Genomic DNA, 25,127 nt, shown 5'->3' with positions numbered 1-25,127 from the left:
GGGTCGAAGGTCGTCATCTGAAAACCCGTGTTCTCGCGTCAGCCTGCGGCGGCCTCGTCGGCCACGGAGAGCGCTTCGTCGAGCACGGTGAGTCCGCGCACCAGGTCTTCTTCGCTGATCACCAGCGGCGGGGCCACGTGCATGCGGTTGAAATGCGTGAACGGCCAGACACCGGCCTTCTTGGCGGCAGCGGCGAAGGCGCCCATCGGAGCGGCATCCGCGCCGGAGGCGTTGAACGGCACGAGGGGCTCGCGCGTCTCCTGGTCACGGACCAGCTCGACCGCCCAGAACAGTCCGAGACCGCGCACATCCCCGACGCTCGGGTGCTTCTCGGCCCAGGAGCGCACGGTCGGACCGACCACGCGTTCGCCGAGGTCGCGCACGCGCTCGAGGATGCCGTCGCGACGGAACACCTCGAACGTCGCGACGCCCGCCGCACAGGCCAACGGGTGCCCCGAGTAGGTCAGCCCGCCGGCGAAGGGCATCGTGTCGAAGGCGCTGGCGATGCGGTCGGAGATCACCACGCCGCCGAGGGGCACGTAGCCCGAGTTCACGCCCTTCGCGAAGGTGATCAGGTCGGGGCTGGCGTCGAACGCGTCGATGCCGAACCATTCGCCCAGTCGCCCGAATCCCACCATGACCTCGTCGGCGATGTAGACGATGCCGTAGCGGTCGCACAGCTCGCGCACGCCCTGCAGATATCCGGGCGGCGGCACCAGCACGCCGTTGGTGCCGACGACCGTCTCGATGATGATCGCCGCGATCGTCTGCGGTCCCTCGAGCTGGATCGTCTGCTCGAGATGCGCGAGTGCTCGTTCGGACTCCTGCTCCGGGGTCTCGGCGTGGAACGGCGAGCGGTACAGGTACGGTCCGAAGAAGCGCACGGCGCCGGAGTCGACGGTGTCGTTCGCCCAACGCCGCGGGTCGCCGGTGAGCGAGATCGCGGTCGATGTGGAGCCGTGGTAGCTGCGGTACATCGACAGCACCTTGCGACGGCCGGTGAACTGGCGGGCCATGCGCACCGCATACTCGTTGGCCTCGGCGCCGCCGTTGGTGAAGAACACCTTCTCAAGACCTTCCGGCGCGACCTCGGCGATCAGACGCGCGAGTTCCCCGCGCACGTCGTTGGCGATCGCGGGCTGGATCGTCGCGAGACGCCCGGCCTGCTGTTGGATCGCCGCAACCAGGTCGGGATGCTGGTGCCCCAGGTTCAGGTTCACGAGCTGGCTCGAGAAGTCGAGGTACGCGTTGCCCTGGTAGTCCCAGAACGTCGAGCCCTCGCCCGCTGCGACGGGAAGCGGATCGATCAGGCCCTGCGCGCTCCAGGAGTGGAACACGTGGCCGCGGTCGTCCGCACGCACCTGCGCTTCGGCCTCGGGCGCGGGGAGCGGGTGCGAGACGCCGTGGCGGTCGGTGAAGTTCGTCATCGTGGTCGCTCCTCGTCAGTGGTTGCTCGGGAAGCCCAGGTCGACCTGGGAGGGCGTGTGGTCGGGCCACCGGGTGGTGACGACCTTGGAGCGTGTGTAGAAGTGCACCGACTCGGGACCGTAGATGTGGGAGTCTCCGAACAGCGAGTCCTTCCATCCGCCGAACGAGTAGGCGCCGATCGGCACCGGGATCGGCACGTTGACGCCGACCATCCCGACCTCGATGTCGAACTCGTACTGCCGGGCCGTGCCGCCGTCGCGCGTGAAGATCGCGGTGCCGTTGCCGTAGGCGTTGGCGTTGACCAGCTCGACCGCCTCGGCGTAGGTCTCGACGCGCACGACCGACAGCACCGGGCCGAAGATCTCGTCGTCGTAGACCTTCATCCCCGGGGCGACCTCGTCGATCAGGCTGACGCCCAGGAAGAAGCCCTCGGAGTCGAACTGCTTCTGCGTGCCGTCGACGACGACCTTCGCGCCCTCGCCCTCAGCCCCCGTCACATACGAGGCGACCTTGTCGCGGTGCTCGCGGGTGATGAGCGGACCCATCTCGCTCGCGGCATCCGTGCCGGCACCGATCGTGAGGCCGCCGATGCGGTCGGCGATCGCGGTGACGAGGTCGTCGGCGATGTCGCCGACGGCGACCAGCACCGAGACGGCCATGCAACGCTCGCCGGCGGAGCCGTAGGCGGCGGAGACGGCAGCGTCGGCAGCCGCATCGATGTCGGCATCGGGCATCACCACCATGTGGTTCTTCGCGCCGCCGAGCGCCTGCACCCGCTTGCCGGCGGCCGAGGCGCGCTGGTAGATCGAGCGGGCGATCGGGGTCGAGCCGACGAAGCTGACGGCGTCGACCCGGGGCGACTCCAGGATCGCGTCGACGGCCTCCTTGTCGCCGTGGACCACGTTGAGCACGCCGTCGGGCAGCCCGGCCTCGGCGAAGAGCTTCGCGAGCCACACGGAAGCCGACGGATCCTTCTCGCTCGGCTTGAGCACGACCGTGTTGCCGCAGGCGATCGCCGAGGCGACCATCCACAACGGCACCATGACCGGGAAGTTGAACGGGGTGATCGCCGCGACGACGCCGACCGGCTGCTTGACCGAGTGCACGTCGACACCGCGTGACACCTGCTCGCTGCGTTCACCCTTGAGCAGATGCACGAGTCCCGCCGCGAACTCGACGTTCTCGATGCCGCGCGACACCTCGCCGGCAGCGTCCGAGAGCACCTTGCCGTGCTCGGAGGTGACGATCGCGGCGAGTTCGGGTGTGCGCTCCTTGAGCAGCTGCCGCAAGCGGAAGAAGACGTCGGCGCGCTTGATCAGGCTCGTCTCGCGCCAGGCGGGGAGCGCGGCCGCCGCCGCGGCGATGGCGGAGTCGACCTCGGCGGTCGAGGCGAATGCAACCTGCTTCGACACCTGGCCGGTAGCGGGGTCGAAGACCTGGCCGGTGCGGGCCGCTTCTGCGGCCTCCACTCCGTTGATGACGTGACGGACGATGTCCACGATGTTCCTCCGAGGCTGAAGAATACGGATTCGAACACTCTGACTGAACGTTCGATACGCTGATGTTCCTCAATGATCACAGAGCGGAAGAGCGTCGAGTGGTGTCAGAACGTCAGGACTTGAGCCCGCATCGGACAGATCGTCCGAGTCGGGCAGGGGGTGTGCTCACGGTGGCCGACGTTCTCGCCGATTCTGTGCTGCAGGCGGGCGCACCGGACGTGGTCGTGGGCGGCGCCGCTCTCGATGCCGACGTGCGCTGGGTGCATGTCTCCGACAGCGCAGGAGTCGCCCGACTGCTCGACGGCGGCGAGCTGCTGCTCAGCACCGGGGCGGGATGGCCGACGGCTCCGGACGAGCTGCGCGACTTCGCGAGAGCCCTGCACCGTGCGGGGATCGCGGGCATCGTCGTGGAGCTCGGGTCCGGCCAATCGCAGATCCCCGATGCCGTGACCGAGGTGTGCCGGGACGTCGGTCTCGCCCTGATCGCCCTGACCAGCGAGATCAAGTTCGTCGCGGTGACGGAGTCGGTGCACAGATCGCTCATCGCCGCTCAGACGGATGCGCTGCACGAACGCCAGCGCCTGCACGAGCTCTTCACTGCGCTGAGCCTGCAGGGCGCTCCGGCCGACGTCGTCGTCGCCGAGACCGCGAGAGCGCTCGGCGCGCCCGTCGTGTTGGAGAACCTCGCGCACGAGGTGATCGCGCTCGAGACCCTGCGCACGCCGGTCGCGCAGGCGCTCGGACAGCTCGACGCGGCCGATCGCATCCCGGTGCAGGCGCGGGGGGTGCGGTGGGGAACCCTGCTCGCCCTTCCGGGCCCCGTGCACCCGGCGGGCCGGCACACGGTGCTCGAACAGGGGGCGACGGCACTGGCCTTCGGCTGCCTGGCGGACGGGGGCGACACCGAGTGGTCGCTGCTCGCGCAGCGGGGCATCATCGACGATCTGCTCGGCGCGCGGTTCGCGAACCCGGCCGACATCGCCGCCCGTCTGGCTTCGGGCGGGTTCGCTCTTTCGGGTCGGCACTGCCACGGCATCGTCGCCCGCGGGGCGGAGTCGGCGGCCGAGCTCGCCTACCGGGCTCGGCAGGCCGGGGCCGCCGTGGTCGCCGCACGCGTGGGAGAGGACGACGTCGCCCTGCTGTCGCTCCCTGAGTCCGCCCCGCTCACCGATGCTCTCGCCGTGCGCATCGCGGGGCCCGCGCGCACGGTCTTCGTCGGCCCTCCCGCCGAAGATGTCCTGGGGCTGCTCGCTTCGTTGCGCGCGGCGAGAGACCTCGCGGCGAGCGACCGCTCCGAATCCGGCCCGCGCGTGCGACGCGTCGACGACCGTCCGCTCGAGCGCTTCATCGCCTCGCTGCGCGACGATCAGCGCCTGCTCGCGCACAGCGAGCGGATGCTCGCCCCGGTCGTGGCGTACGACCAGGAGCGGCGCGGAGATCTGCTCGACGTGCTCGCGGCGCTCGTCACCCACCCCGGTAATCGCTCCGCGGCGGCGGCCGCGAGCCACCTCTCGAGATCCGTCTTCTACCAGCGGCTCACCCTGATCGGTGATCTGCTCGACGTCGACCTCGACGACGGGGAGACGCTCGCCGCGCTCCACCTCGCGCTGCTGGCGAAGCGGAGCGCGGTGCCGGTGGCCTGACCCGTATCCGCCCGATCGGTGCGCGCGAGGGTCAGAGCACCGACTGCGCGCGTGTCAGCACGTCGCGCAGGATCTGCTCGATCTCGCGGAATTCCGAAGGCCCGACGGTGAGCGGCGGCGCGAGCTGGATCACGGGGTCGCCGCGGTCGTCGGCACGGCAATACAGACCGGCCTCGAACAGGGCGGGGGAGAGGAAGCCGCGCAGCAGCCGCTCGGACTCGTCGTCGTCGAAGGTCTCCTTGGTCGACTTGTCCTTCACGAGCTCGATGCCGAAGAAGTAGCCGTCGCCCCGCACGTCGCCCACCAGCGGCAGGTCGAGCAGCTTCTCGAGCTCGGTGCGGAACAGCGGGGAATTCTCGCGCACGTGCGCGTTCAGCCCCTCCTCGTCGAAGATCGCCAGGTTCTCCAGAGCGACAGCGGCCGACACCGGGTGTCCGCCGAACGTGTAGCCGTGCGGGAAGGACAGATCGCCCTTCGAGAAGGGCTCGTAGATACGGTCGCTGACGATGGTCGCGCCGATGGGGGAGTAGCCGCTCGTCATGCCCTTGGCGCACGTGATCATGTCGGGCACGTAGCCCAGGCCCGTGCACGCGAAGGTGTGACCGAGGCGGCCGAAGGCGCAGATGACCTCGTCCGAGACGAGCAGCACGTCGTGGCGGTCGCAGATCTCGCGGACGCGGGCGAAGTAGCCGGGAGGGGGCGGGAAGCATCCGCCGGAGTTCTGCACCGGCTCGAGGAACACGGCGGCCACGGTGTCAGCGCCTTCGAAGAGGATCATCTCCTCGATGCGGTCGGCCGCCCAGCGTCCGAACGCCTCGAGGTCGTCGGCGGGTCCACCCATCTCGGCCGCGCGGTAGAAGTTGGTGTTGGGCACGCGGAAGCCGCCGGGGGTGACGGGCTCGAACATCGACTTCATCGCCGGGATGCCCGTGATCGCCAGCGCGCCCTGCGGGGTGCCGTGATACGCGACGGCGCGCGAGATCACCTTGTGCTTGGCGGGCTTGCCCTGCAGCTTCCAGTAGTGCTTCGCGAGCTTGAATGCGGTCTCGACCGCCTCGCCGCCCCCGGTGGAGAAGAAGACCTTGTTGAGGTCGCCCGGCGCCTCGTCGGCGAGACGGTCGGCCAGCTCGATCGCTGCCGGGTGCGCATACGACCAGAGGGGGAAGAAAGCCAGCTCGGAGGCCTGCGCCGCCGCGGCCTCGGCCAGCCGACGCCGACCGTGGCCGGCGTTCACGACGAAGAGTCCGGCCAGGCCGTCGAAGTACTCCTTGCCCTTGGCATCCCAGATACGATGCCCGTCTCCCTTGACGATGATGGGCACACCCGACTCCGCCATCGTCGACTGCCGGGTGAAGTGCATCCAGAGATGGTCCTTCGCCATCGTCTGCAGTGCGGACTCGGAAGGGATGGTGCGTGCGGTGCTCATCTGGTCCCCCAGTTGTAGAGCTGCTTCTGCAGCTTGGCGTAGATGAAGGTTTCGGTGGAGAGGACGCCATCGATCGGGCGGATGACGTCGTTGATCATCGCGAGCAGGTCGTCGTCGTCCTCGCAGACGACCTCGGCGAGGACGTCGAACGAGCCGACCGTGATGACCACGTAGTCGACGGACTCGATCGCGGCGATGGCCTCGGCGACACGGCGCGCGTCGCCGGACACGCGGACGCCGATCATGGCCTGGCGGTGGAAGCCCAGCTGCATCGGGTCGGTGACGGCGACGATCTGCATCACACCCGACTCGGTGAGCCGCTGCACCCTCTGGCGCACCGCGGCTTCGCTCATCCCGACGGTGCGGCCGATCTCCGAATACGAACGACGGCCGTCCTCTTGGAGCAGCTCGACGATCGTCTTCGAGACCGCATCGAGGGAAGGGTGCTTCTTCGCCGGACTCATGGTGCGATCTTCGCACTCCGCAATGCGCTCGGCAACCGATTTCGCAGAATCTGGCGATTCGTCCAGCGGAATCGGCAGGAAATTCAGATCTCGAGCGGACCCAGCCAGGCGCTCGCCGCCGTCGAGTGCGCGGATTCGGGGTCGGAGGGGTGGAACGCCCCGGCCAGCACGTCGCGGTAGAGACGCGACAGCTCGTTGGCCGAGAAGTACGACCCGCCACCGGCAACGAGCATCGCCTCGTCGACGACGTGCTTGGCCATCGTGATCGCCCGGTGCTTGACGCCGGAGAGCTGCGGGAACCAGCGCGCGCCGTGATCGACGCCGTCGTCCACATCACGGGCGAGGGAGGCGATCTGCGGCGGCAGGGCGTCGTAGGCGATGGCCATGTCGGCGATGCGCCAGCGGATGTCGGGGTCCTGGCTGTAGGCGAGGCCGGTCTTCTTCGAGTGCCGCTTCTGCGCCGTCGTCACGGCGAGCTCGAGCGCTCGCCGGGCGATGCCCGTGTAGACGGACGCGAGCAGGATCTCGAAGACCGAGAAGATGCCGAACACGATCGGGTCGGGGCTGGGCCCGGGGTCGATGCGCCGCACCACGTGCGCGGCATCGGCCACGGCGCCGTTCAGCCGGGTGGTGCGGCTCTGCGTGCCCCGCATGCCGAGGGTGTCCCAGTCGTCGGACGTCGTGACGGCGTGCGTCCGCTCCACGAAGGCGAACACGAGCTTCGGCCCGTAGGGGCTGGTGGTGTCGAGGCCGTGCAGCCCCAGCCGCGTCCAGACCGGAGCGAGGGAGGTGAAGATCTTGGTCCCGGTGAACGCGTAGCCGCCGTCGCCGTCGGGCACGGCCGCGGTGTCGCTGCCGAACAGCACCAGGTCGTTGCCGCCCTCGCTGATGCCGAAGGCGAAGACCTCGCCTGCCGCAGCGCCGTCCTGCACGAACTCGAGGCCGGCGACGCCTCTGTCGGAGAAGACCTTCGCCACGCCGGTCCACACGAGATGCATGTTGATGGCCAGCGCCGTCGCCGGCGCGGCACCGGCGAGACGCTGCTGCAGGATGGCGGCCTCGGCGAGTCCGAGCCCCGCCCCTCCGCGCTCCTTCGGCACCAGGATCGACAGGTAGCCGGCCGCGCGCAACTCGTCGAGGTCCTGCTGGGGGAAGGTGTTCTCGCGGTCGTGGATCGGTGCGCGCTCGCGGATGCGCTCGAGAAGGTCGTCGGGCAGGAGCGTCGCAGGGTCGAATGTCATGCCAGAGCCTCCAGAAGCTGACGGACGGATTCCTCCGGGCGGTCGCGGTGCAGGGAGTGTCCTGCACCCTCGACGACGGAGAGGGTGATCAAGGGGTTCGCCGCGAGGACCTCGTCGGCGAGCTCGCCCGTGAAGATGCTGTAAACCGCGGGGTCGGCGCCGATCACATGCGTGGGCACGGTCAGACGCGCAGCCTCGGCCCGCACATCCCAGGGCTGATTCTGGGTACTGGTCTGCTCCACCGCCCACGCGCTCGCACGCAGCACCGCGTCGACCTTGAGCTCCTGATCCTGCGGATGCCAGTGCGGATGCTCCGCCTGCACCACTTCGAGGCGGGTGTCGGCGAATGCGCGCTCCTGGCTCCGTCGCACGATCGCCGCATCGCGCCCGCCCACATGGATCGCGGGGTCGATCAGCACCAGCCGTCGAGTCCATTCCGGGGTCGATGCCGCCGCGACCGTGCTGGATGCGCCGCCGAGCGAATGGCCGATGACCGCGTCCCACGCGCCGCCGCCGTCCGGGAGGGTGGCGGCGAGATCGGCACCGTACGCGGCCACCGAGTAGTCGAGAGCGCGCGGTGCATCGCCGTGACCCCGCAGGTCGACGGCGGTCGCGTGCCATCCCGCTGCGGCGAGAGCGTCTCCGAGACGCCACATCAGTGCTCCTGAGGAACCGAGACCGTGGACGAGGAGAGCGCGACGGGATGCCGACGGGGAGCCCCACGAGATACGGGGCAGGGTGAGCGGGGCGGGCATGGCACCAGCCTACGACCGGTGGTGTTCAGGCGGCCGGGATCACCCGAGCCGCGTCAGGCGAGCGGCACCAGCGGTGGGAGGTCGGCGGCGATCGTCAGCACGCGCTCCGCGGCCGCGTGGCCGGCGGAGAGGCGCGCGGCGAGGTCGGCTCCGTCGAGGGTCGCCGCCAGGAAGCCGGATGCGAACGCATCTCCCGCGCCGACCGGCTCGACGACGTCGACCACGGGAGCGGGCACGAAGATCGGCTCGTCGTCGCCGTGGAAGGCGGTGGCGCCGACATCGCCGTCCTTGACGACCAGCAGCGCGCAGTTCGGGAGGAAGGTGCGGACCTCGGCGGGTGTCGCGGTGCCCCAGATGCGCTCGGCCTCGTCTCGGCCGACGAAGGAGATGTCCGCGGTGTCGGCCAGGCGGGCGAGCGTCTCTGCGGCATCCTCCCTGCTCCACAGCGGACGCCGGTCGTTCACGTCGAACGACACGAGGGCTCCCGCGGTGCGGGCGTCGGAGAAGAGCTGGTCGACCGTCTCGCGGCACGACGCGGACAGCGCGGGGGTGATCCCGGTGGTGTGCACGATCCGCACCCCGTCGAGACGCCGCGCGGTCAGGAACCCCGGCTCCATGCGGGAGGCAGCGGATCCCCGACGGTAGTAGTAGACGGAGGAGGATTCGGCGCCCGGATCCTTGAACATCACGCCGGTGGGCGCGGCATCGTCGCGCTCGACCCACAACTCCACACCGCGCCGCTCGAGCTCTGAGGCGACCCTGTCGCCGAGCGGGTCGGCGCCCAGGCGCGACGCCCAGGCGACGCGGTGTCCGGAGGAGGCGACGCCGGCGGCCACGTTGGACTCGGCGCCGGCCAGGCCGATCGACGCCTGCGCGGCGTCGGCGAGCGGGGCATCCGTCGGAGTGATCAGCGCCATGGTCTCGCCGATGCAGACGATCTCGGGGGCAGAGGTCGAAGAGATGAGGGAGCTCATGAGGGGGTGACCGCCAGGGGTTCGGTGTCGGGATGCGGGCTCGCGTCGCGGTGACGCAGATCGGGGAAGGAACGGACGAAGACGACGGCCACGAGCAGTCCCACCGCGGCGAAGATCGTGGCGGCGAGGTAGGCGCCGCGCCAGTCGCCGACATCGACGAGGAAGCCGGCGACCGCGGATCCGGCGGCGGCGCCGATGAGTTGGCCGGTGCCGGCCCAGCCGAAGGCCTCAGCGGTCTCGCTGAACTTCACGCTGGCCGAGGTGATCGCGAAGAGCACGGCGAGAGCCGGAGCGATGCCGATGCCGGCGAGGATCAGGGTGCCGCCGAGCCAGAACACGTTGAGCATGACCATCGTCAGGCCGAGGCCGATCGTGACGATCAGCAGACGGCGCGCCATGGCCCACGGCCCGATGGGGATGTGACCGAAGGCCAGACCGCCGGCGAGGCTTCCCGCCGAGAACACGGCGAGCACGAGACCGGCCGCGAGGCTTCCGTGCTCGAACGTCGCGACGACTCCCACCTCCACAGCCGCACAGGCTCCGATCAGGAGGAAGCCGATCACGGTCGCCAGCAGCACGGGAGGCTTGAGCACGACCGTGCCCAGAGCGTTGCGGCTCCGGGGGATGCGGACTCGTCCGACCTCGGGGGAGAGGATGAACCAGGCGCCGCCGCCGACGAGGATGATCGCCACCAGCAGCAGGCCCTCCGGCGTGCCGATCTGGGTCGAGACGAGCGTGATCACGACGGGGGCCAGCACCCAGATGATCTCCTGCAGCGAGGCGTCGAGGGAGAACAGCGGCGTGAGGTTCGAGGAGTTGACGAGCTTCGGATAGATGGTGCGCACCGCGGCCTGGACGGGCGGGGTGGAGAGTCCGGCGACCATGCCGAGAGCCATGTAGCCCGGTACCTCGAGCGGCAGCAGTGCGAGGCACAGCACCGCCACGACGCACACCGACAGTGTGAGCGTGAGCACGCGTCGCATGCCCCAGACGCCCATCCAGCGGCTCGTGATGGGACCGGCGATCGCCTGGCCCACACTGGTCGCGGCGAGGACCAGGCCTGCCGATCCGTACGATCCGGTCTGCTGCTCGACGTGCAGCAGGATCGCCAGCGACATCATTCCGTTGGGGAAGCGCGCGGTCAGCTGAGCAGCGATCATGCGCGCCACTCCCGGCGTGCGAAGAAGATCCCGATATCCCGCCACCAGACCACGGTACCGGGCCGCGGGGTCGGCCGCCGAAGAGGTCGATCCGCGACACGCCCGCGACACGCCGAAGGTCGATTTCCACAGGAATCCGAATGTCAGTGGGGCGTCGTAACGTCCCCCCTGTGGATGGATCGCTCACAGGGGCTTCTCAGCCGCGATTTCACGCGGTTCGAGTGCCTCCGGACGAGGGCTCGGCCTGTGGAAGAAACGGTGGAGAACCTGTGTTGTATCTGTAGAGAACGGTGGATAACTACACGGATGTAACTACTACCCCTTGTGGTCGCCCCCAATGTCGGTCCCCATATGTAGTATTGAAGTCCCGGCAGGGGGTCTACCGGGAAACAGCCTGATGAGAAGCGGGCCAGAGATTTGAGGGGTTACGAAAAAGATGTCGATCACGGTCTACACAAAGCCTTCCTGCGTTCAGTGCAACGCCACCTACCGTGCCCTCGATGCCAAGGGCATCGAGTACGAGATCCTCGACCTGTCGGAAGACCCGACGGCGCTCGAGCAGGTCAAGGCGCTCGGCTACATGCAGGCACCCGTCGTCGTCACCGACGAGGGTCACTGGTCGGGTTTCCGTCCCGACAAGATCGACGAACTCGCCTCCCGTCTGGCGTGACGCCGCATGAGCGCCGTCGCGACCGCAGCGCCGCTCCTGATCTACTTCTCGAGCGTCTCGGGTAACACCGCGCGGTTCATCGAGAAGCTCGGACTCCCGTCCCGACGCATCCCCCTCCACCGACACGAAGAAGACCTCGTCATCGACGAGCCCTTCGTGCTGGTCACCCCCACCTACGGCGGGGGAGCGGGACGCGGCGTCGAGAAAGGCGCAGTTCCGAAACAGGTGATCCGGTTCCTCAACGATGAGCGCAACCGGCGCCACATCCGCGGCGTGATCTCCGCGGGCAACACCAACTTCGGCGACGCCTTCTGCCTCGCCGGTGACATCATCAGCCGCAAGTGCAACGTGCCTCACTTGTATCGGCTCGAGATCTTCGGCACACAAGACGATGTGGATCGCGTGAGCGACGGATTGGAACGACGGTGGCAGCTTCAGTGACCGAGACAGTGGCATTCAAGGCGAACCCCTCTTACGAGGGTCTCGACTATCACGCCCTCAACGCGATGCTCAACCTGTACGACGCGAACGGGAAGATCCAGTTCGACGCCGACAAGCGCGCCGCGCGGGAGTACTTCCTGCAGCACGTGAACCAGAACACGGTGTTCTTCCACTCGCTCAAGGAGCGTCTGGACTACCTCGTGGAGAAGGAGTACTACGAGGGCGCCGTCATCGAGAAGTACTCGATGGAGTTCATCCAGAAGCTCAACGACCTCGCCTACGGCAAGAAGTTCCGTTTCGAGACGTTCCTCGGCGCGTTCAAGTACTACACGAGCTACACGCTGAAGACGTTCGACGGCAAGCGCTACCTCGAGCGCTTCGAGGACCGCGTCGTGATGACCGCCCTCGGCCTCGCCGACGGCGATGAGAAGCTCGCGGTCGCGCTCGTCGAGGAGATCATCTCCGGTCGCTTCCAGCCGGCCACCCCGACATTCCTCAACGCCGGCAAGGCGCAGCGCGGCGAACTCGTCAGCTGCTTCCTGCTGCGCATCGAAGACAACATGGAGTCGATCGCCCGCGGCATCAACTCGGCCCTGCAGCTCTCCAAGCGCGGCGGCGGCGTCGCCCTGCTGCTGTCGAACATCCGCGAGTCGGGTGCGCCGATCAAGCAGATCGAGAACCAGTCCTCCGGCATCATCCCCGTGATGAAGCTCCTCGAAGACAGCTTCAGCTACGCCAACCAGCTCGGTGCGCGTCAGGGCGCCGGTGCGGTGTACCTCAACGCCCACCACCCCGACATCATGCGCTTCCTCGACACCAAGCGCGAGAACGCCGATGAGAAGATCCGCATCAAGACGCTGTCGCTGGGCGTCGTGGTTCCGGACATCACGTTCGAACTCGCCAAGAACGACGAGGACATGTACCTGTTCTCGCCGTACGACGTCGAGAAGGTCTACGGCGTTCCGTTCGGCGACATCTCGGTCACCGAGAAGTACCGCGAGATGGTCGACGACCCGCGCATCAAGAAGACCAAGATCAACGCGCGCGAGTTCTTCCAGACCGTCGCCGAGATCCAGTTCGAGTCCGGCTACCCGTACGTCATGTTCGAAGACACGGTGAACAAGGCCAACCCGATCAAGGGTCGGATCAACATGTCCAACCTCTGCAGCGAGATCCTGCAGGTGAACACGCCGACCACCTACAACGACGACCTGTCGTACGACAACATCGGCAAGGACATCTCCTGCAACCTCGGCTCGATGAACATCGCGCTGTCGATGGATGCCGATGACCTGGGGCAGACCGTCGAGACGGCGATCCGCGCCCTCACCGCGGTGAGCGACCAGAGCCACATCGGCTCGGTGCGGTCGATCGAGGACGGCAACGACCGCTCGCACGCGATCGGCCTCGGCCAGATGAACCTGCACGGATACCTTGCCCGCGAGCATGTGTACTACGGCTCCGAAGAGGGCATCGACTTCACGAACATCTACTTCTACACGGTGCTGTTCCACGCCCTGCGGGCGTCCAACAACCTCGCGATCGAGCGGGGCACGACGTTCGACGGGTTCGAGGACTCGAAGTATGCGTCGGGGGAGTTCTTCGACAAGTACATCGACCAGGCGTGGGTTCCCGCGACCGAGAAGGTCAAGGAGCTCTTCGCCGGCAAGCACATCCCGACCCAGGACGACTGGGCCGAGCTGAAGGCGTCGATCCAGAAGCACGGCATCTACAACCAGAACCTGCAGGCCGTCCCGCCGACCGGCTCGATCTCGTACATCAACAACTCCACGTCGTCGATCCACCCGATCGCGTCGAAGATCGAGATCCGCAAGGAAGGCAAGCTCGGTCGCGTCTACTACCCGGCGGCGTTCATGACGAACGACAACCTGGAGTACTACCAGGACGCGTACGAGATCGGCTACGAGAAGGTCATCGACACCTACGCGGCCGCCACGCAGCACGTCGACCAGGGTCTGTCGCTGACCCTGTTCTTCAAGGACACCGCCACCACGCGTGACATCAACAAGGCGCAGATCTACGCATGGCGCAAGGGCATCAAGACGATCTACTACATCCGTCTGCGTCAGCTGGCGCTCGAGGGCACCGACATGGCCGAGTGCGTCTCGTGCATGCTCTGACCTGACAACCTGTCGACCCGAGAACGCGGCTGAAACCCGAGAAACGACGAAGAAATGACTCCTGAAAGACTCAAGCTGGTCTCCAGCGTGCAGGCGATCAACTGGAACCGCATCCAGGACGACAAGGACCTCGAGGTCTGGAACCGTCTGGTGAACAACTTCTGGCTGCCCGAGAAGGTGCCGCTGTCGAACGACGTGCAGTCGTGGAACACGCTCACCCCCGACGAGCAGCTGCTCACCATGCGGGTGTTCACCGGTCTCACGTTGCTCGACACGATCCAGGGCACCGTGGGCGCGGTGTCGCTGATCCCCGACGCGATCACCCCTCACGAAGAGGCCGTATACACGAACATCGCGTTCATGGAGTCGGTGCACGCGAAGAGCTACTCCTCGATCTTCTCGACCCTCGCGTCGACGAAGGAGATCGACGAGGCGTTCCGCTGGTCCACCGAGAACCCGAACCTTCAGAAGAAGGCTCAGATCATCATGGACTACTACCAGGGCGACGACCCGCTCAAGCGCAAGGTGGCCTCCACCCTTCTGGAGTCGTTCCTCTTCTACTCGGGCTTCTACCTGCCGATCTATTGGTCCTCGAAGGCGAAGCTGACGAACACGGCCGACCTGATCCGCCTCATCATCCGCGACGAGGCCGTGCACGGGTACTACATCGGCTACAAGTTCCAGAAGGGCCTCGAGAACGAGACCCAGGAGCGCCGCGATGAGCTCAAGGACTACACGTTCTCGCTCATGTACGAGCTCTACGACAACGAGGTGCAGTACACGCAGGACCTCTACGACGGTGTCGGTCTGACCGAAGACGTGAAGAAGTTCCTGCACTACAACGCCAACAAGGCCCTCATGAACCTGGGCTACGAGGCGATGTTCCCCTCCAGCGTCACGAACGTGAACCCGGCGATCCTGTCGGCACTCTCGCCGAACGCCGACGAGAACCACGACTTCTTCTCGGGGTCGGGCTCGTCGTACGTCATCGGCAAGGCCGAGGCCACCGAAGACGACGACTGGGACTTCTGAGAAGTCTTGGAGACTCTCTGAACTTCGTGCACCAGCGAAGGTCTACCGGGTGGAAGAGCCGCGGAATCACTCGATTCCGCGGCTCTTCTCGTGGGCCAAGCGGGCTCGTCGCTCCTCCTCGCGCTTCGAGTACGTGGCGGCGCGGATCGCATCGTCGGATTCCAACCCCGTCCCCAAAGCTCCGCCGAGTGTCGCGGCCGACGCGACGAACCAGGTGAGCACGAACAGATCCTCGACGCCGACGGCACGGCCGAGGGCATCGCTCATCACCGTCGTGTCGAGGACGAACAGCGCCCAGGCCAGGTTCACGACGTACAACGCCAGATAGCAGATGATGATGCCGATGGTCAGAGTCAGCAGCGTCGAAGTGTTGTAGAGACGGGATCTCTCTCGCGCCTGTGGCGAGTCGTTGTCGGGGCGGTCCCAGAGCCTGCCGTCGATCACGATCCAGGCGATGATGATCGTGATGGAGGCCAGCGTCGCCGCAGTCAGTCGCCAGCCGGACAGCGAGATGGCGAGCGACCACACCGTGGGCTCGATGGTCGCCACCGCCCCGGTAGCCAGGGCCGCCACCAGGGCGGACTTGAGCCCAGCGGCGAGCAGCCACGGACGGTTCGCCAACACCATGCCCAGAAGTACGCGTCCCCGGGCGCTGATGCGGGGAAGCGGCAGACGCTGTTCCCGGGGCGAGGCGGGTTCCGCCATGCCGCTGACGAGTCCTCGCACCGCGTGGCGGGCGCGGGCCTGCACGCGGTAGCCGCCCAGAGCGGGCAGTGACAGCACCGCGGACTGGCGTCGCGGATCGATCGCCGCCAGCAGGTAACGGCCGTCGTCATCACGAAGAGGAAGCTCGGTGACGCCGACGACGAGGTCCCACCGGTTCTGCTCGGCGTGCGCGCGAAGGCGTTCGAGGGCGGTGTCCACGTCTTCAGAACCGACGGTGAACGGCTCGCTCACGAGTTCGACGATCCAGCCCCCGGCCTCAGACGAGACCGGGGGTGTGAGGTCGGTCATCCGACGCGCGACGGCCGTGGGCGAAGCCGGGTCAGCCACGAGACCCACTCGGATCGGCTCCATCTCCGCAACCTACACCCGCCTCGAGACGACCGCATCGGCAACTGCGGCTCCTGAGGTGATCGGCGTCTGTCATGGGCCACCCATAGAATTCGGGAATGCGCACGCACAGAAGCCGCCTTGCAGAGCCATGCCCCTGACGCGCGAGATGCTCCTCCACGAGATGGAGGCGACCCTCGACCGCATCGGTGTCGGCATGAACGACTGGCCCGAGCGGGTCGACGTCGCGACGCTGTCACCACGTGGTCAGCTCGTGGCGCTGCTGCTCGTCATGGACGTGAGCCCCAGACGTGTGAACGGCTGGCGATTCCGGTCCGCTGAAGACGACATCGTGCGCTTCCTGCCGCGGAAGACCCTGCCCTGGGACTCCGACACGGCCGTGTTCGCGCTGCAGGCCGCATTGAAGGTCGATTGCATGAATTACATCTGCGGACCGGCTCTGCGGGGCGCGGAGAAGGCGATGGCTGACGGTTACGTCGATACCGCCTTGTACGAGGCACTCGACGCCTGCGCGATCCACCTTGCCGGCCTGATGCACGGGCGGATCGCGACCCGTTGGAACGTCGACAAAGACCTCAAGACGGCCAACCGGCTGCTGGCCTCTTTCCTCCCACCCGGAGTCCTCGACCTGACGGCCGTCCACGACGGTGACGAGTGGGCGGAGCGAGCCCGGCAGCTGGCCCGCGCGCACCCGGTCGACGATGTCGAGCCCCTGATCCGCCACCTCGCGGTGCTCGGTCACAAGACCCCGTCCCAGACCTGGCAGCGACAGCTGCAGGAGGTGCTGCGTCCCGACGCTGCTCGCGCTCTCGTCGGGGAATGGGTTCGTGCGGCACGGGAGACGGAAGTCGCCGAAGACGGTCATCTCTACGCGCCCTCTAACGAAGACCTGGTGCGGGCCGCCGTCATCGCCGCACGCTCGATGGACGTGACCGAGGTGCCCGCAGCGGTGCTGGGTGCCCTGGTGCGGCAGGGCGCCGAGACCCGCCCTCCTTCCACGGAGTCTCTGGCGCTCCGTGTGGCCAGCGCTGCCGTCGACACGCTCGCGCAGCGCTCCGCCGACGGCGACCTGGCCGAACTGGAGGCCCTTCTCGACGACATCTCCCGCCGCGACCTTCTGAAGCGGATCGGTGCCGCACTGGGGCCGGAGGCCGTTGCGCGCGCGGGGAAGCGCGACGCCGAGCTCAAGAAGGAGAAGGCCGCCGCCGTGCGGGCGAAGGCGAGTCCCATCCCGAAGCTCCTGCGCGGAGAGGTCGACCGCATGCTGGAAGAGCACGTGAACGGCACTATGCGCGAGCTGGGCTTCCGTAAATCGGGCCGCACCTGGCGCCGGTGGGTGGATGCACGCGTGGAGGTCGTCGATTTCTACTCCAGCGACCTGTACATGAGCGTGCAGTACGGGGTGCTGTTCGAAGGGCTGCATCCCGAAGGCGGCCCGGCGACGCAGCGGGACCCGAAGCGGGTGAAGCCCTTCGAGCTCGACCTGCTCGTGTCCGACACCGGATGGTTCGCTGACGACGACGTGCTCGACCTGCTCGCCGAGCGCGTGCGCACGGAGATCATCCCGTTCCTCCAGCGCTGCGGCGACCGCACCGCGCTCTTCGAGCTGCTGCTGCACGGGGTGGGTCTGCCGCCGGTCGTCGACCGCGGGGATCCGAGGTTCCGCGACACGGACTACTCCGTGTCCTTGCGCAGGAGGCCCGCGCAATCGGGTGTTCTGCTCGGAGCGCTCGCCTGCATCGACGGGGACCGTGCCGCAGCGGAGAGCTGGCTCGGCGCGGCCGACCGGCAGGTCGATCCCCTCAGTCACCATGCCACGAAATCCGAGATCGACTACTGGCGGACGCGCGTCGCCGCCCTCCCTGCGTCGTAGCATCATCTCGATGCCCGAGGAGACCCGCCGCCGAAGCGCGCGTGCGTGTGAAGGTGACACGCACGCTCGTGCGCAATCCCCTCGTCGTGGGCGCCGTGCTGCTTCTCGCGGCCATCGCATTCACGCTGCTGGGCGATGACCTGAGCTTCTTACCGTTCCTGCTCATGCTGGTCGGCGGCTGGTGCTTCGGCTTCGCGTTCGTGAATGCGACGCAGGGAATCGTGCCGGCGCGCAACGGGGCGGTGCTGCATCTCGGCGTCGCCGTCGTCCTCGGTGCGCTCGTCGCGTTCGTGGTGGAGTTCGGGGGAGACCTGCTCGATCCGTTCCCCGAGGCGGTGCGCGGGATCGCCGTGGTCCTGCAGCTTGCAGCGATACCGGCCACCGGGTGGATCTGGCTCGCACTCATCGGCCGTGTCACCGACTTCTTCGCGCGCCGTGACACGAAGAAGAAGCCGCCGCCGGTGACACCGGACTGGGAACGGGAGGAGAGTGGCGACGGGTCGATCGTGCGATTCCCCGCCATCGAGCTCCGGATGCGTGCGCTCACCCAGGCGATCGTGGCGATCGTCGTGGTCGCCGGACTGTTCGGTGTCGCACTCCTGATCGCACTCGACGACATCGTGATGCGGATGGGGCCTCGGATCGCGATCGTCCTCATGGGAATCGTGGTCGGACTTCCGGTGTACCTCGTGTTCACCGCGATCCTGCGCCGACGCACTGCGCAGTGCACGGTCGCCTTCGGGAACGACGAGCTACGTGTGCAGGTGGACGATGAACTCCACACGATCCCGTTCCGGAACCTCGAGTTCCTGCGCTGGCGGTGCCGCAGCGATTACGCGCGCATCGAGGTGCGCGGCTCCGGTGCCGATCTGTCGTTGTTCGCCGGGCTCGCCACACCGCCGCGAGGCTTCTCCGCCGAACTCCCCGCCCTGCCGCGACGGGTGTATCGACGACTCGAGCTGGCAGGACTCACCGTCGAGAAGGCCCGCCGGGGCGAGGTCATCACGTTCCGCGCGCCGTCGGAGCCGTCGTCGCGCGCACCGGCGCACTGAGCGCATGTCCGTGACCCGTGCCAGGATCCGAGCATGGAGAATCTCCGCCTCCGGATCTGGTCCGAGAACGACCTCGAGCTGCTGCGCGCGGCCAACACCCCGGAGATGACCGCGCATCTCAACGGCCCGGAGACCGAAGACGAGATCGTGGGACGGCACGCCCGCTACCTGCGTCTGGTCGCCTCCGGTGAGGCGCGGATGTTCGTCATCGAAGACGGTGAGGGACGCTCTCTCGGATCGATCGGCCATTGGCACGTCGTCTGGCGGGAAGAGCCTGCGCTCGAGACGGGATGGTTCGTTCGGCCTGAGGCGCAGGGGCACGGTGTGGCGTCCGCCGCCCTTGCTCTCCTCATCGACGACGCCCGTGAGCATCGCCACGACCGACGCTTCCTGACGGCGTTTCCCGGGGTCGAGAACCCGGCATCGAACGGGGTGTGTCGACGCAACGGATTCACCCTGGCGGGGAGCTTCACGGAGGAGTTCCGCGGCGCCGAGCTGACCGTGAACGAATGGGCCCTCGACCTCGCGGAGTGACCGAGATCACTCCGCTGGATACTCCTGCGCCTTGAGCAGTCGGGCCAGGTGTGCGGCGTTCCTCGTCGCCGTCCCGATGGCCGACGCGACCTTCTCGGGTGTCTCATCGAGATCCTTGTAGTCGACGGTGTGCATCGCCTCGCCGTTCCAATAGACCGAGCCCTGTGCGGCGACCGTGTATCCCACGTCGTTCAGCGACTGGAAGAGGATCGCCGCGATGTGGTGCGCGCCGTCTTCATTCCCGACGACGCCCGCGATGGCCACCTTGTCGAACAGGGTGGGACGGCCGCGGGCGTCCGTCTCGCCGAGCTCCGCATCGAGGCGTTCGAGCACGCGCTGTGCGACGCTCGAATGCTGCCCCATCCACGTGGGGGTGACGAGGACGAGGATGTCGGCGTCCAGCACCCGTCGACGGATCTGGGGCCATTCGTCGTCGCCACCCATGTCCTTCTCGACACCGGGGCTGAGGGAGAGGTCGACGGCGCGGACCACGTCACCGGTGACGCCGTGGTCGGCGAGACCGTCGAGCAGCTGCGTCGCGAGGAGATCGGAGCTGGAGGGCGCGGGCGACGGCTTGAGTGTGCAGGAGATGGCGACCGCGGTCAGTGGTGTCTTCATGCTCCGAGCAGACCAGACGAGGAAGAACATGCACAGGGGGTTTCCGAGTCCGGGCTATCCTGGTAGACGGCACCGACGACAGGAGATCACGTGATCCTCAGCTTCCTCTTCTTCATGATCCTCTTCATCGGAGGGATCCTGCTGATGGGCATCTCGTTCGGGCTGCCGGCGTTCCAGGCTCTCGCCTTCTGCGGTGGGCTCCTGCTGGTGACCCTGGCCATGGCCTTCCTCTTCCGCCAGGGCGGCTCGGCCACCCGCCGGTCGAACAACTGGTCGGGCAACGCCACCGAGTGACTCCCCGCGGTCCGCGGGTCGTCAGGCGTGGCGGCTGACCGCCGACGGTCGACGGTTCACCGTCGTCTGGCGAGCCTCGCTTCGAGGTTCGCCCTGACAGCGGGCCACTCCGGCTCGATGATGGAATACTCCACGCTGTCGCGCAGCGCGCCGTTGCGGTAGCGGCTCATGGCCCGCATGACGCCGTCCTGCTTGGCGCCGAGCCGCTCGATCGCCGTGCGCGACTGGAAGTTCACCCATTGCGTGGTCAGGCCCACGCGGAAGACTCCCAGCGTCTCGAACGCGTGCCGGAGCAGCAGCAGCTTGGACTCGGCGTTCGTGCCCGTGCCGTGTGACGACGGTCGGTTCCACGTGAAGCCGATGTGCAGCCGGGGAACGTCGGCGACGATGTCGTAGTACGACGTGAGTCCCAGGATGCGACCAGTGGCGTCGAACGTCGTGAAAGGGACCATCTCGCCCTTCTCGACGAGCCCGAGCCGGCGCTCGACCTCCGCGGCGACACCATCGGGTGCGGGTACCGAGGTGTACCAGGCCGTCTTCCACAGGTCTCCCTCCTCCACGGCCTCGATCAGTCCATCGACGTGGGCGCGTTCGAGGGGACGGAGTTCGACGAGTTCGCCGGTCAGGGTGACAGGGGAGGGCGTGACGAGGAAGGGCATGACGATATTCAACCAGCGACGAGGATCGTCTGACGCAGCAGCCGCTGGTAGGCCGTGACGAGCTCGATCGTGACCTCCAGCTCGAAGGCCAGGCTCGCGAGATGCGGACCTCGAACCGCTTCTGCTTCCGCGTAGGCGCGCGGCGTGATGAGCTGCGACGCCGCCCATTCATCCGCCTGGCGCTCCTGCTGGGCGCGGATGGCGGGGGTCGGGGCGGGAACGTGGCCGAGAGCGGCGTGTCCGAGCTCGTGCGCGAGCACGCTGCGAGTGGTGCGGACGCTCATGCCGGGGCTGAGGCGGATCGTGCGAGTCGCGGGGTCGTAGCCCCCGCGCGTTCGACCGGTCCGCTCGACGACGCGAACCCGCTGTTCATCGGCGAGCCGGAGAAGGTGGTGCATGGTCACTCCTCCCGTGCCGATCTCGCGCCGGGAGCGGTGCCCGGCCTATTCGTAGAGGTCGTCGGTGTCGGCGTCGTGGCGGACACCGGATTCGAAGGCGACCTCTCGGGTATCTTCGCGCGGGCCGGCGACATCGGGCGCGCGTCGGATCGGCGTGATGCGCGCGACGGCCTCTCCGTCGGCGCGGAGACGTTCTTCCGCGCGTGCCAGCAGCACGTGGGGTTCGACACCGAGATCGGCGCACACCGCGTAGACGACGGGGACCGGGATCGCACGCTTGCCCGTCACGTAGTTGTCCAGTGCGCTGCGCGCGATCCCGATGGTGCGCGCCATGGCGGCGATGCTGCTGCGCGACGCGGCGATCTCGGCACGCATCTGGCGCCCGACAGCGTCGTTGAAATCCTCGGCAGGTGTCTTCACCCGGCTCACCATAGCAGCGAGACGACGCCAAAATGCTGCCATTCTGGTCCATTCGACCGCCATGCGGGTTCGTTCGTGGCGGTAGTGTAGGCGTATGGGGACAGAATTGCGTCATTTGCTGGCATCCGAAGTCGACGGGGCCCGGTTCCACGCCGGAGTGTCCTTCTCCGAGCTCTCCGCGCGCTCGGGCATCGACCCCGATGCCCTGGGGAATCTGCTCGACGGCATGGAGGACTTCACGGTGGTCGACCTCGCGCGCATCGCCGGAGTCCTCGGCGTTCCGGTCACGGCGCTGATTCCCGGCGCCGCGACCGAAGATTCCTGACGACGTCGGTGCGGGGCGGTAGCGTGATGCGCATGAAGACAGTGCCGTTCGGATCAGCCACCGCCCCCGCCGTGATCGCCGGCATGATGCGCATCGACGACAAGGACGACGCTCACATCCGCACGCTGTACGGCACCGCGCGGACGGCGGGCATCGACTTCTTCGACCACGCCGACATCTACGGCGGCAGCATGCACCATTGCGAGGCGCGGTTCGCCGACGCGTTGCAGCTCACCCCGTCCGAGCGTGACGAGATCGTGCTGCAGACGAAGTGCGGCATCGTGCCCTCGCAGGGGATGTTCGACTTCTCGTACGCGCACATCCTGGCGCAGGTGGAGGGTTCGCTCGCGGCGCTGCGCACGGACCGCCTCGACGTGCTCCTGCTCCACCGCCCCGACGCGCTCGTCGAGCCCGACGAGGTGGCGCGCGCGTTCGACGACCTGGAGCGCGCGGGCAAGGTCAGGGCGTTCGGCGTCTCGAACCACACGCCTCGCCAGATCGACCTCCTCCGCACGGCGGTCCGGCAGCCGCTGGTCGCGAATCAGCTGCAGCTGTCGATCACGCACGCGCCGATCATCGCGCAGCCGGTCGCGGCCAACATGGCCGGACAGGAGCAGAGCGTGGTGCGCGACGGCGGTGGCATCGTGGAGTACTGCCGCATCAACGACATCACGATCCAGGCCTGGTCGCCGTTCCAGGACGGGTTCTCCCACGGGGTGTTCCTCGGCAACCCCGAGTACGCGGAACTGAACGCCGTGATCGATCGCCTCGCAGCGGCGTACGACGTCGCGCCGATCGCCATCGCGACCGCGTGGATCACTCGCCACCCCGCCGGTATGCAGGTCGTGCTCGGTACCACCACACCCCAGCGGGTGCAGGACGCGGCGGCCGGAGCCGACATCACGCTCACGCGGCCCGAGTGGTACGAACTGTTCCGCGCCGGCGGGCATCTGCTGCCGTAGCCCGAGCGGCACGGCGCGGCGTCGTCTACCCTGAACTCATGTCGTTCCTGTTCTCGCTCCTCGTCATCGCGCTGATGATCGGTGCACTGATCGACATCATCACGCGGGACAGCTCGCTGGTGAAGTTCCTGCCGAAGCTGGCGTGGATCATCGTCGTGATCCTGCTGCCGTTGATCGGTGGCCTGCTGTGGTTCGGGCTCGGGCGTGACTACGGCGAGTCCGGCATCCAGATGCCGCGGATGCGGAGAGCCGAGCGACCCGCGACGCCGACCGATGTGCGTCCGGCGCCACCCAGGGAGACCCGCACGACGGAGCAGCAGATCGCCGACCTCGACCGTGAGATCGAGGAGTGGCGATTGCGCCAGGAGATCGAGAAGAAGCGCGGCACCGACGGCGAGGGGCCCGCCGGGGCGGCGAACGCCGGCTAAGCAGCGGGTTCGCGGTCGAACGACTCGCGGATCGCCTCTTCGAGGGTCGGGTATCGGAGCTCGAATCCGGCCGCGGTGAGCTTCTCCGGCAACACCCACCGACTCTTCAAGATCAGCTCGGTCTCGGTGCGCATGCCGATCGCTCCGAGTTCCAGCATCCACCGCGGCATCGGCACACCGATGCGCGCGCCCAGCATCCGACGCACCGTCGCCATGAATTCGACGTTGTCGACCGGGTGCGGAGATGCGGCGTTAACGGGCCCTTCGAGGGAAGGCGTCTGCTCGAGGAACTCGATGATGCGGGCCACGTCTTCGATGTGCACCCAGCTGAAGCGCTGGCGGCCGCGACGGGCGCCGGGGAAGTGGCCGGTGCCTGCGGCCCGACGCGCAGCGCTGACCGGCCATCGTCCGTCGTACTGGGGTCCGCCGAGCCCGAGCCGGGCGAGGTCTTTCACCGGACCGAGGACACCGCCGTGGCCGAGGACGATGGCGCTGCGCAGCGCGACGCGTCGCGTGGAGGGGAGGTCGTCGGCGAACAGGGCCTTCTCCCAGGCCTTGGCGACCTCGACCGAGAACCCGGTGCCGATCTCGCCGGTCGACTCGGTCATGGCACGGTCTTCCGCATGACGGTAGATGGTCGCGGTCGAGGAGTTCACCCAGAGCGCCGGCGGCGTCGAGGCGCGGGCGATCGCGGTGCGCAAGGATGTCGTCGTGTCGAGGCGTGAGCGGAAGATCTCCGCGCGATTCTCCGGTGTGTAACGACAGTTCACGCTCTTGCCGGCCAGGCCGACCACGAGGGCCGCGCCATCGACGGCGCGGTCGATCTCGACCTGGTCGCCCCAGCGGATGTCGGCGCCCGAACGGGAGATCGTGACGACTTCACGGCCCTCGGCGCGGAACCGCGGCAGCAGGAATCTGCCCATGAAACCCGTGGACCCGCCGACCACGACCCGTCCTGCGCTCATGCCATCTGCTCCGTCTCGGAATGGTGGATGCGATAAGTGAAGTCGCCTCGATACTCGTACACGCGGCCCAGCAGCGGCGCGTCGACGGTCAGCGACATGCGCTGACGGTCGAGGGCGTCGTCGAAGCGTTCGGTGAGGCGGATCACGGGGGTGACCGCACGGGGGAGGCGCACCCGAAGGCGTCCGAGACGCAGGCCGACCGCGCGACTGGTGAGGTGCAGGGCCCCGTGGTGGACGTCCACATCGAAGCAGGCGGCGAGGAGGGCGGGCTCTCCGAGCTCGTCGACCACGCGACCGTGTCGCGTGAGTGCGGCCGCGTCGCGCATGGTCCACGCGCCGTGACGAAACTGGAAGGTGCGCTCTCCGATGGCCCTCGACGCGATGGTCCGATTCTCCACGCGGAACGGCACATCGCGCTCCCATCCTGCGGCGACCACCCCGCGGCGCTCGAGCAGCCGGAGCAACGGCCACAGCCATCGCCGCGGGGTGCCGACGCGCCCGAACACCCCTTCGCCGATGCCGACGGCGCCGTCGGGGATCGCCTCGAAGTACGTGCGAAGCCGGGGATGCAGCTCATCGATGCGCTCGCCGAGCGCCCGGGCGTAGGGAGACTGCGGCACGGGCGTCACGTTTCGAGCCTAGCCCGGTCGT

General features: G+C 67.8%; 27 protein-coding genes. 12 read left to right on the top strand and 15 right to left on the bottom strand.

Annotated elements, in window-relative coordinates; translation table 11 throughout:
* Window positions 1-38 precede the first annotated feature (38 nt).
* Together MST3598_RS12885 and MST3598_RS12880 are read right to left on the bottom strand one after the other, a co-directional pair.
* Complete coding sequence (locus MST3598_RS12885; RefSeq protein WP_029259566.1) at window positions 39-1,427, bottom strand: aspartate aminotransferase family protein; 1,389 nt, start codon at window positions 1,425-1,427, stop codon at window positions 39-41.
* 15 nt (window positions 1,428-1,442) lie between these two features.
* Window positions 1,443-2,927 carry a CoA-acylating methylmalonate-semialdehyde dehydrogenase gene (locus MST3598_RS12880; protein ID WP_021199964.1) on the bottom strand — a complete coding sequence of 495 codons (1,485 nt, stop codon included), beginning with the start codon at window positions 2,925-2,927 and terminating at the stop codon, window positions 1,443-1,445.
* A 101-nt stretch (window positions 2,928-3,028) separates the two neighbouring features.
* On the opposite strand from MST3598_RS12880, the gene MST3598_RS12875 reads away from it, so the two are divergent.
* Complete coding sequence (locus tag MST3598_RS12875) at window positions 3,029-4,570, top strand: PucR family transcriptional regulator (protein ID WP_231494454.1); 1,542 nt, start codon at window positions 3,029-3,031, stop codon at window positions 4,568-4,570.
* 31 nt (window positions 4,571-4,601) lie between these two features.
* Here the strand turns inward: MST3598_RS12875 and MST3598_RS12870 are convergent, their stop codons facing one another.
* The 6 genes from MST3598_RS12870 to MST3598_RS12845 all read right to left on the bottom strand — a co-directional run bounded on the left by MST3598_RS12870 (window position 4,602) and on the right by MST3598_RS12845 (window position 10,590).
* Complete coding sequence (locus tag MST3598_RS12870; RefSeq protein ID WP_021199962.1) at window positions 4,602-5,996, bottom strand: aspartate aminotransferase family protein; 1,395 nt, start codon at window positions 5,994-5,996, stop codon at window positions 4,602-4,604.
* A complete protein-coding gene (locus MST3598_RS12865) occupies window positions 5,993-6,460 on the bottom strand; it encodes an Lrp/AsnC family transcriptional regulator (RefSeq protein WP_029259568.1) in 468 nt (155 codons plus the stop codon). The genes MST3598_RS12870 and MST3598_RS12865 overlap by 4 nt, the downstream gene beginning before the upstream one ends.
* Before the next feature lie 83 nt (window positions 6,461-6,543).
* Window positions 6,544-7,701: an acyl-CoA dehydrogenase family protein gene (locus tag MST3598_RS12860; protein ID WP_029259569.1), complete on the bottom strand. Its 1,158-nt coding sequence runs from the start codon at window positions 7,699-7,701 to the stop codon at window positions 6,544-6,546.
* The gene (locus MST3598_RS12855) at window positions 7,698-8,456 is read right to left on the bottom strand and encodes an alpha/beta fold hydrolase (protein WP_021199959.1); all 759 of its coding nucleotides are present in this window, start codon (window positions 8,454-8,456) and stop codon (window positions 7,698-7,700) included. The genes MST3598_RS12860 and MST3598_RS12855 overlap by 4 nt, the downstream gene beginning before the upstream one ends.
* 53 nt (window positions 8,457-8,509) lie before the next feature.
* Window positions 8,510-9,430, bottom strand: coding sequence for a sugar kinase (locus MST3598_RS12850; protein ID WP_029259570.1), 921 nt, complete (start codon window positions 9,428-9,430; stop codon window positions 8,510-8,512).
* Entirely contained in the window at window positions 9,427-10,590 is a 1,164-nt protein-coding gene (locus MST3598_RS12845) for an MFS transporter (RefSeq protein ID WP_021199957.1), read from the bottom strand. The genes MST3598_RS12850 and MST3598_RS12845 overlap by 4 nt, the downstream gene beginning before the upstream one ends.
* A 436-nt stretch (window positions 10,591-11,026) precedes the next feature.
* Here MST3598_RS12845 and nrdH point away from each other — a divergent pair, with 436 nt between their 5' ends.
* From nrdH to nrdF, 4 genes are read left to right on the top strand one after another with little or no spacing between them, the layout of a single operon-like run.
* Window positions 11,027-11,260 (top strand): glutaredoxin-like protein NrdH, encoded by a 234-nt coding sequence (gene nrdH, locus MST3598_RS12840; protein ID WP_017828869.1) that lies wholly within the window; start codon window positions 11,027-11,029, stop codon window positions 11,258-11,260.
* 6 nt (window positions 11,261-11,266) lie between these two features.
* On the top strand, window positions 11,267-11,701 hold the full coding sequence (nrdI, locus tag MST3598_RS12835) for a class Ib ribonucleoside-diphosphate reductase assembly flavoprotein NrdI (RefSeq protein WP_021199956.1): 435 nt from the start codon (window positions 11,267-11,269) through the stop codon (window positions 11,699-11,701).
* A complete protein-coding gene (gene nrdE, locus MST3598_RS12830) occupies window positions 11,698-13,842 on the top strand; it encodes a class 1b ribonucleoside-diphosphate reductase subunit alpha (protein WP_021199955.1) in 2,145 nt (714 codons plus the stop codon). The genes nrdI and nrdE overlap by 4 nt, the downstream gene beginning before the upstream one ends.
* Before the next feature lie 54 nt (window positions 13,843-13,896).
* On the top strand, window positions 13,897-14,874 hold the full coding sequence (gene nrdF, locus MST3598_RS12825; protein WP_017828866.1) for a class 1b ribonucleoside-diphosphate reductase subunit beta: 978 nt from the start codon (window positions 13,897-13,899) through the stop codon (window positions 14,872-14,874).
* A gap of 66 nt (window positions 14,875-14,940) precedes the next feature.
* Here nrdF and MST3598_RS12820 read toward each other — a convergent pair whose 3' ends face one another.
* Window positions 14,941-15,951 carry a hypothetical protein gene (locus tag MST3598_RS12820; RefSeq protein WP_029267126.1) on the bottom strand — a complete coding sequence of 337 codons (1,011 nt, stop codon included), beginning with the start codon at window positions 15,949-15,951 and terminating at the stop codon, window positions 14,941-14,943.
* A gap of 127 nt (window positions 15,952-16,078) precedes the next feature.
* Here MST3598_RS12820 and MST3598_RS12815 point away from each other — a divergent pair, with 127 nt between their 5' ends.
* From MST3598_RS12815 to MST3598_RS12805, 3 genes are read left to right on the top strand one after another with little or no spacing between them, the layout of a single operon-like run.
* Window positions 16,079-17,821, top strand: coding sequence for a DUF4304 domain-containing protein (locus MST3598_RS12815; RefSeq protein ID WP_029259574.1), 1,743 nt, complete (start codon window positions 16,079-16,081; stop codon window positions 17,819-17,821).
* Between the two features lie 53 nt (window positions 17,822-17,874).
* The gene (locus MST3598_RS12810) at window positions 17,875-18,873 is read left to right on the top strand and encodes a hypothetical protein (RefSeq protein WP_136053520.1); all 999 of its coding nucleotides are present in this window, start codon (window positions 17,875-17,877) and stop codon (window positions 18,871-18,873) included.
* Window positions 18,874-18,906: 33 nt separating this feature from the next.
* Window positions 18,907-19,407 carry a GNAT family N-acetyltransferase gene (locus tag MST3598_RS12805; RefSeq protein ID WP_029259576.1) on the top strand — a complete coding sequence of 167 codons (501 nt, stop codon included), beginning with the start codon at window positions 18,907-18,909 and terminating at the stop codon, window positions 19,405-19,407.
* 6 nt (window positions 19,408-19,413) lie between these two features.
* On the opposite strand, the gene MST3598_RS12800 is transcribed toward MST3598_RS12805, so the two are convergent.
* Window positions 19,414-20,025 (bottom strand): flavodoxin family protein, encoded by a 612-nt coding sequence (locus MST3598_RS12800; RefSeq protein ID WP_029259577.1) that lies wholly within the window; start codon window positions 20,023-20,025, stop codon window positions 19,414-19,416.
* Window positions 20,026-20,115: 90 nt separating this feature from the next.
* On the opposite strand from MST3598_RS12800, the gene MST3598_RS12795 reads away from it, so the two are divergent.
* Complete coding sequence (locus MST3598_RS12795) at window positions 20,116-20,319, top strand: hypothetical protein (RefSeq protein WP_021199948.1); 204 nt, start codon at window positions 20,116-20,118, stop codon at window positions 20,317-20,319.
* Between the two features lie 56 nt (window positions 20,320-20,375).
* Here the strand turns inward: MST3598_RS12795 and MST3598_RS12790 are convergent, their stop codons facing one another.
* Genes MST3598_RS12790 through MST3598_RS12780 form a run of 3 tightly spaced genes read right to left on the bottom strand, consistent with a single transcriptional unit; the run spans window position 20,376 to window position 21,859 of the window.
* On the bottom strand, window positions 20,376-20,978 hold the full coding sequence (locus MST3598_RS12790) for a GNAT family N-acetyltransferase (RefSeq protein ID WP_029259578.1): 603 nt from the start codon (window positions 20,976-20,978) through the stop codon (window positions 20,376-20,378).
* Window positions 20,979-20,986: 8 nt separating this feature from the next.
* Window positions 20,987-21,397 carry a zinc metallopeptidase gene (locus MST3598_RS12785; protein ID WP_268741825.1) on the bottom strand — a complete coding sequence of 137 codons (411 nt, stop codon included), beginning with the start codon at window positions 21,395-21,397 and terminating at the stop codon, window positions 20,987-20,989.
* 24 nt (window positions 21,398-21,421) lie between these two features.
* Window positions 21,422-21,859 (bottom strand): helix-turn-helix domain-containing protein, encoded by a 438-nt coding sequence (locus MST3598_RS12780; protein ID WP_231924884.1) that lies wholly within the window; start codon window positions 21,857-21,859, stop codon window positions 21,422-21,424.
* A gap of 52 nt (window positions 21,860-21,911) precedes the next feature.
* On the opposite strand from MST3598_RS12780, the gene MST3598_RS12775 reads away from it, so the two are divergent.
* The 3 genes from MST3598_RS12775 to MST3598_RS12765 are packed head-to-tail and all read left to right on the top strand — an operon-like array spanning window position 21,912 to window position 23,511.
* Window positions 21,912-22,121 (top strand): helix-turn-helix domain-containing protein, encoded by a 210-nt coding sequence (locus MST3598_RS12775; RefSeq protein ID WP_021199944.1) that lies wholly within the window; start codon window positions 21,912-21,914, stop codon window positions 22,119-22,121.
* Window positions 22,122-22,153: 32 nt separating this feature from the next.
* Window positions 22,154-23,083, top strand: a complete 930-nt coding sequence (locus MST3598_RS12770) for an aldo/keto reductase (protein ID WP_081860142.1) — start codon at window positions 22,154-22,156, stop codon at window positions 23,081-23,083.
* 38 nt (window positions 23,084-23,121) lie between these two features.
* Window positions 23,122-23,511: a PLDc N-terminal domain-containing protein gene (locus tag MST3598_RS12765; protein WP_029259580.1), complete on the top strand. Its 390-nt coding sequence runs from the start codon at window positions 23,122-23,124 to the stop codon at window positions 23,509-23,511.
* On the opposite strand, the gene MST3598_RS12760 is transcribed toward MST3598_RS12765, so the two are convergent.
* Both MST3598_RS12760 and MST3598_RS12755 read right to left on the bottom strand, forming a co-directional pair.
* Entirely contained in the window at window positions 23,508-24,476 is a 969-nt protein-coding gene (locus tag MST3598_RS12760; protein WP_029259581.1) for an epimerase, read from the bottom strand. The two genes, MST3598_RS12765 and MST3598_RS12760, sit on opposite strands and share 4 nt — an antisense overlap.
* Window positions 24,473-25,105 (bottom strand): DUF4166 domain-containing protein, encoded by a 633-nt coding sequence (locus tag MST3598_RS12755; protein ID WP_029259582.1) that lies wholly within the window; start codon window positions 25,103-25,105, stop codon window positions 24,473-24,475. Before MST3598_RS12755 ends, MST3598_RS12760 begins: the two co-directional genes overlap by 4 nt.
* Window positions 25,106-25,127 lie beyond the last annotated feature (22 nt).

The sequence above is a fragment of the Microbacterium sp. TPU 3598 genome, from assembly GCF_002356155.1.
Classification (GTDB): domain Bacteria; phylum Actinomycetota; class Actinomycetes; order Actinomycetales; family Microbacteriaceae; genus Microbacterium; species Microbacterium maritypicum_A.
The sequence above is the reverse complement of the archived record's forward strand: the minus strand, read 5'-3'. Positions and strand labels throughout refer to the sequence as shown.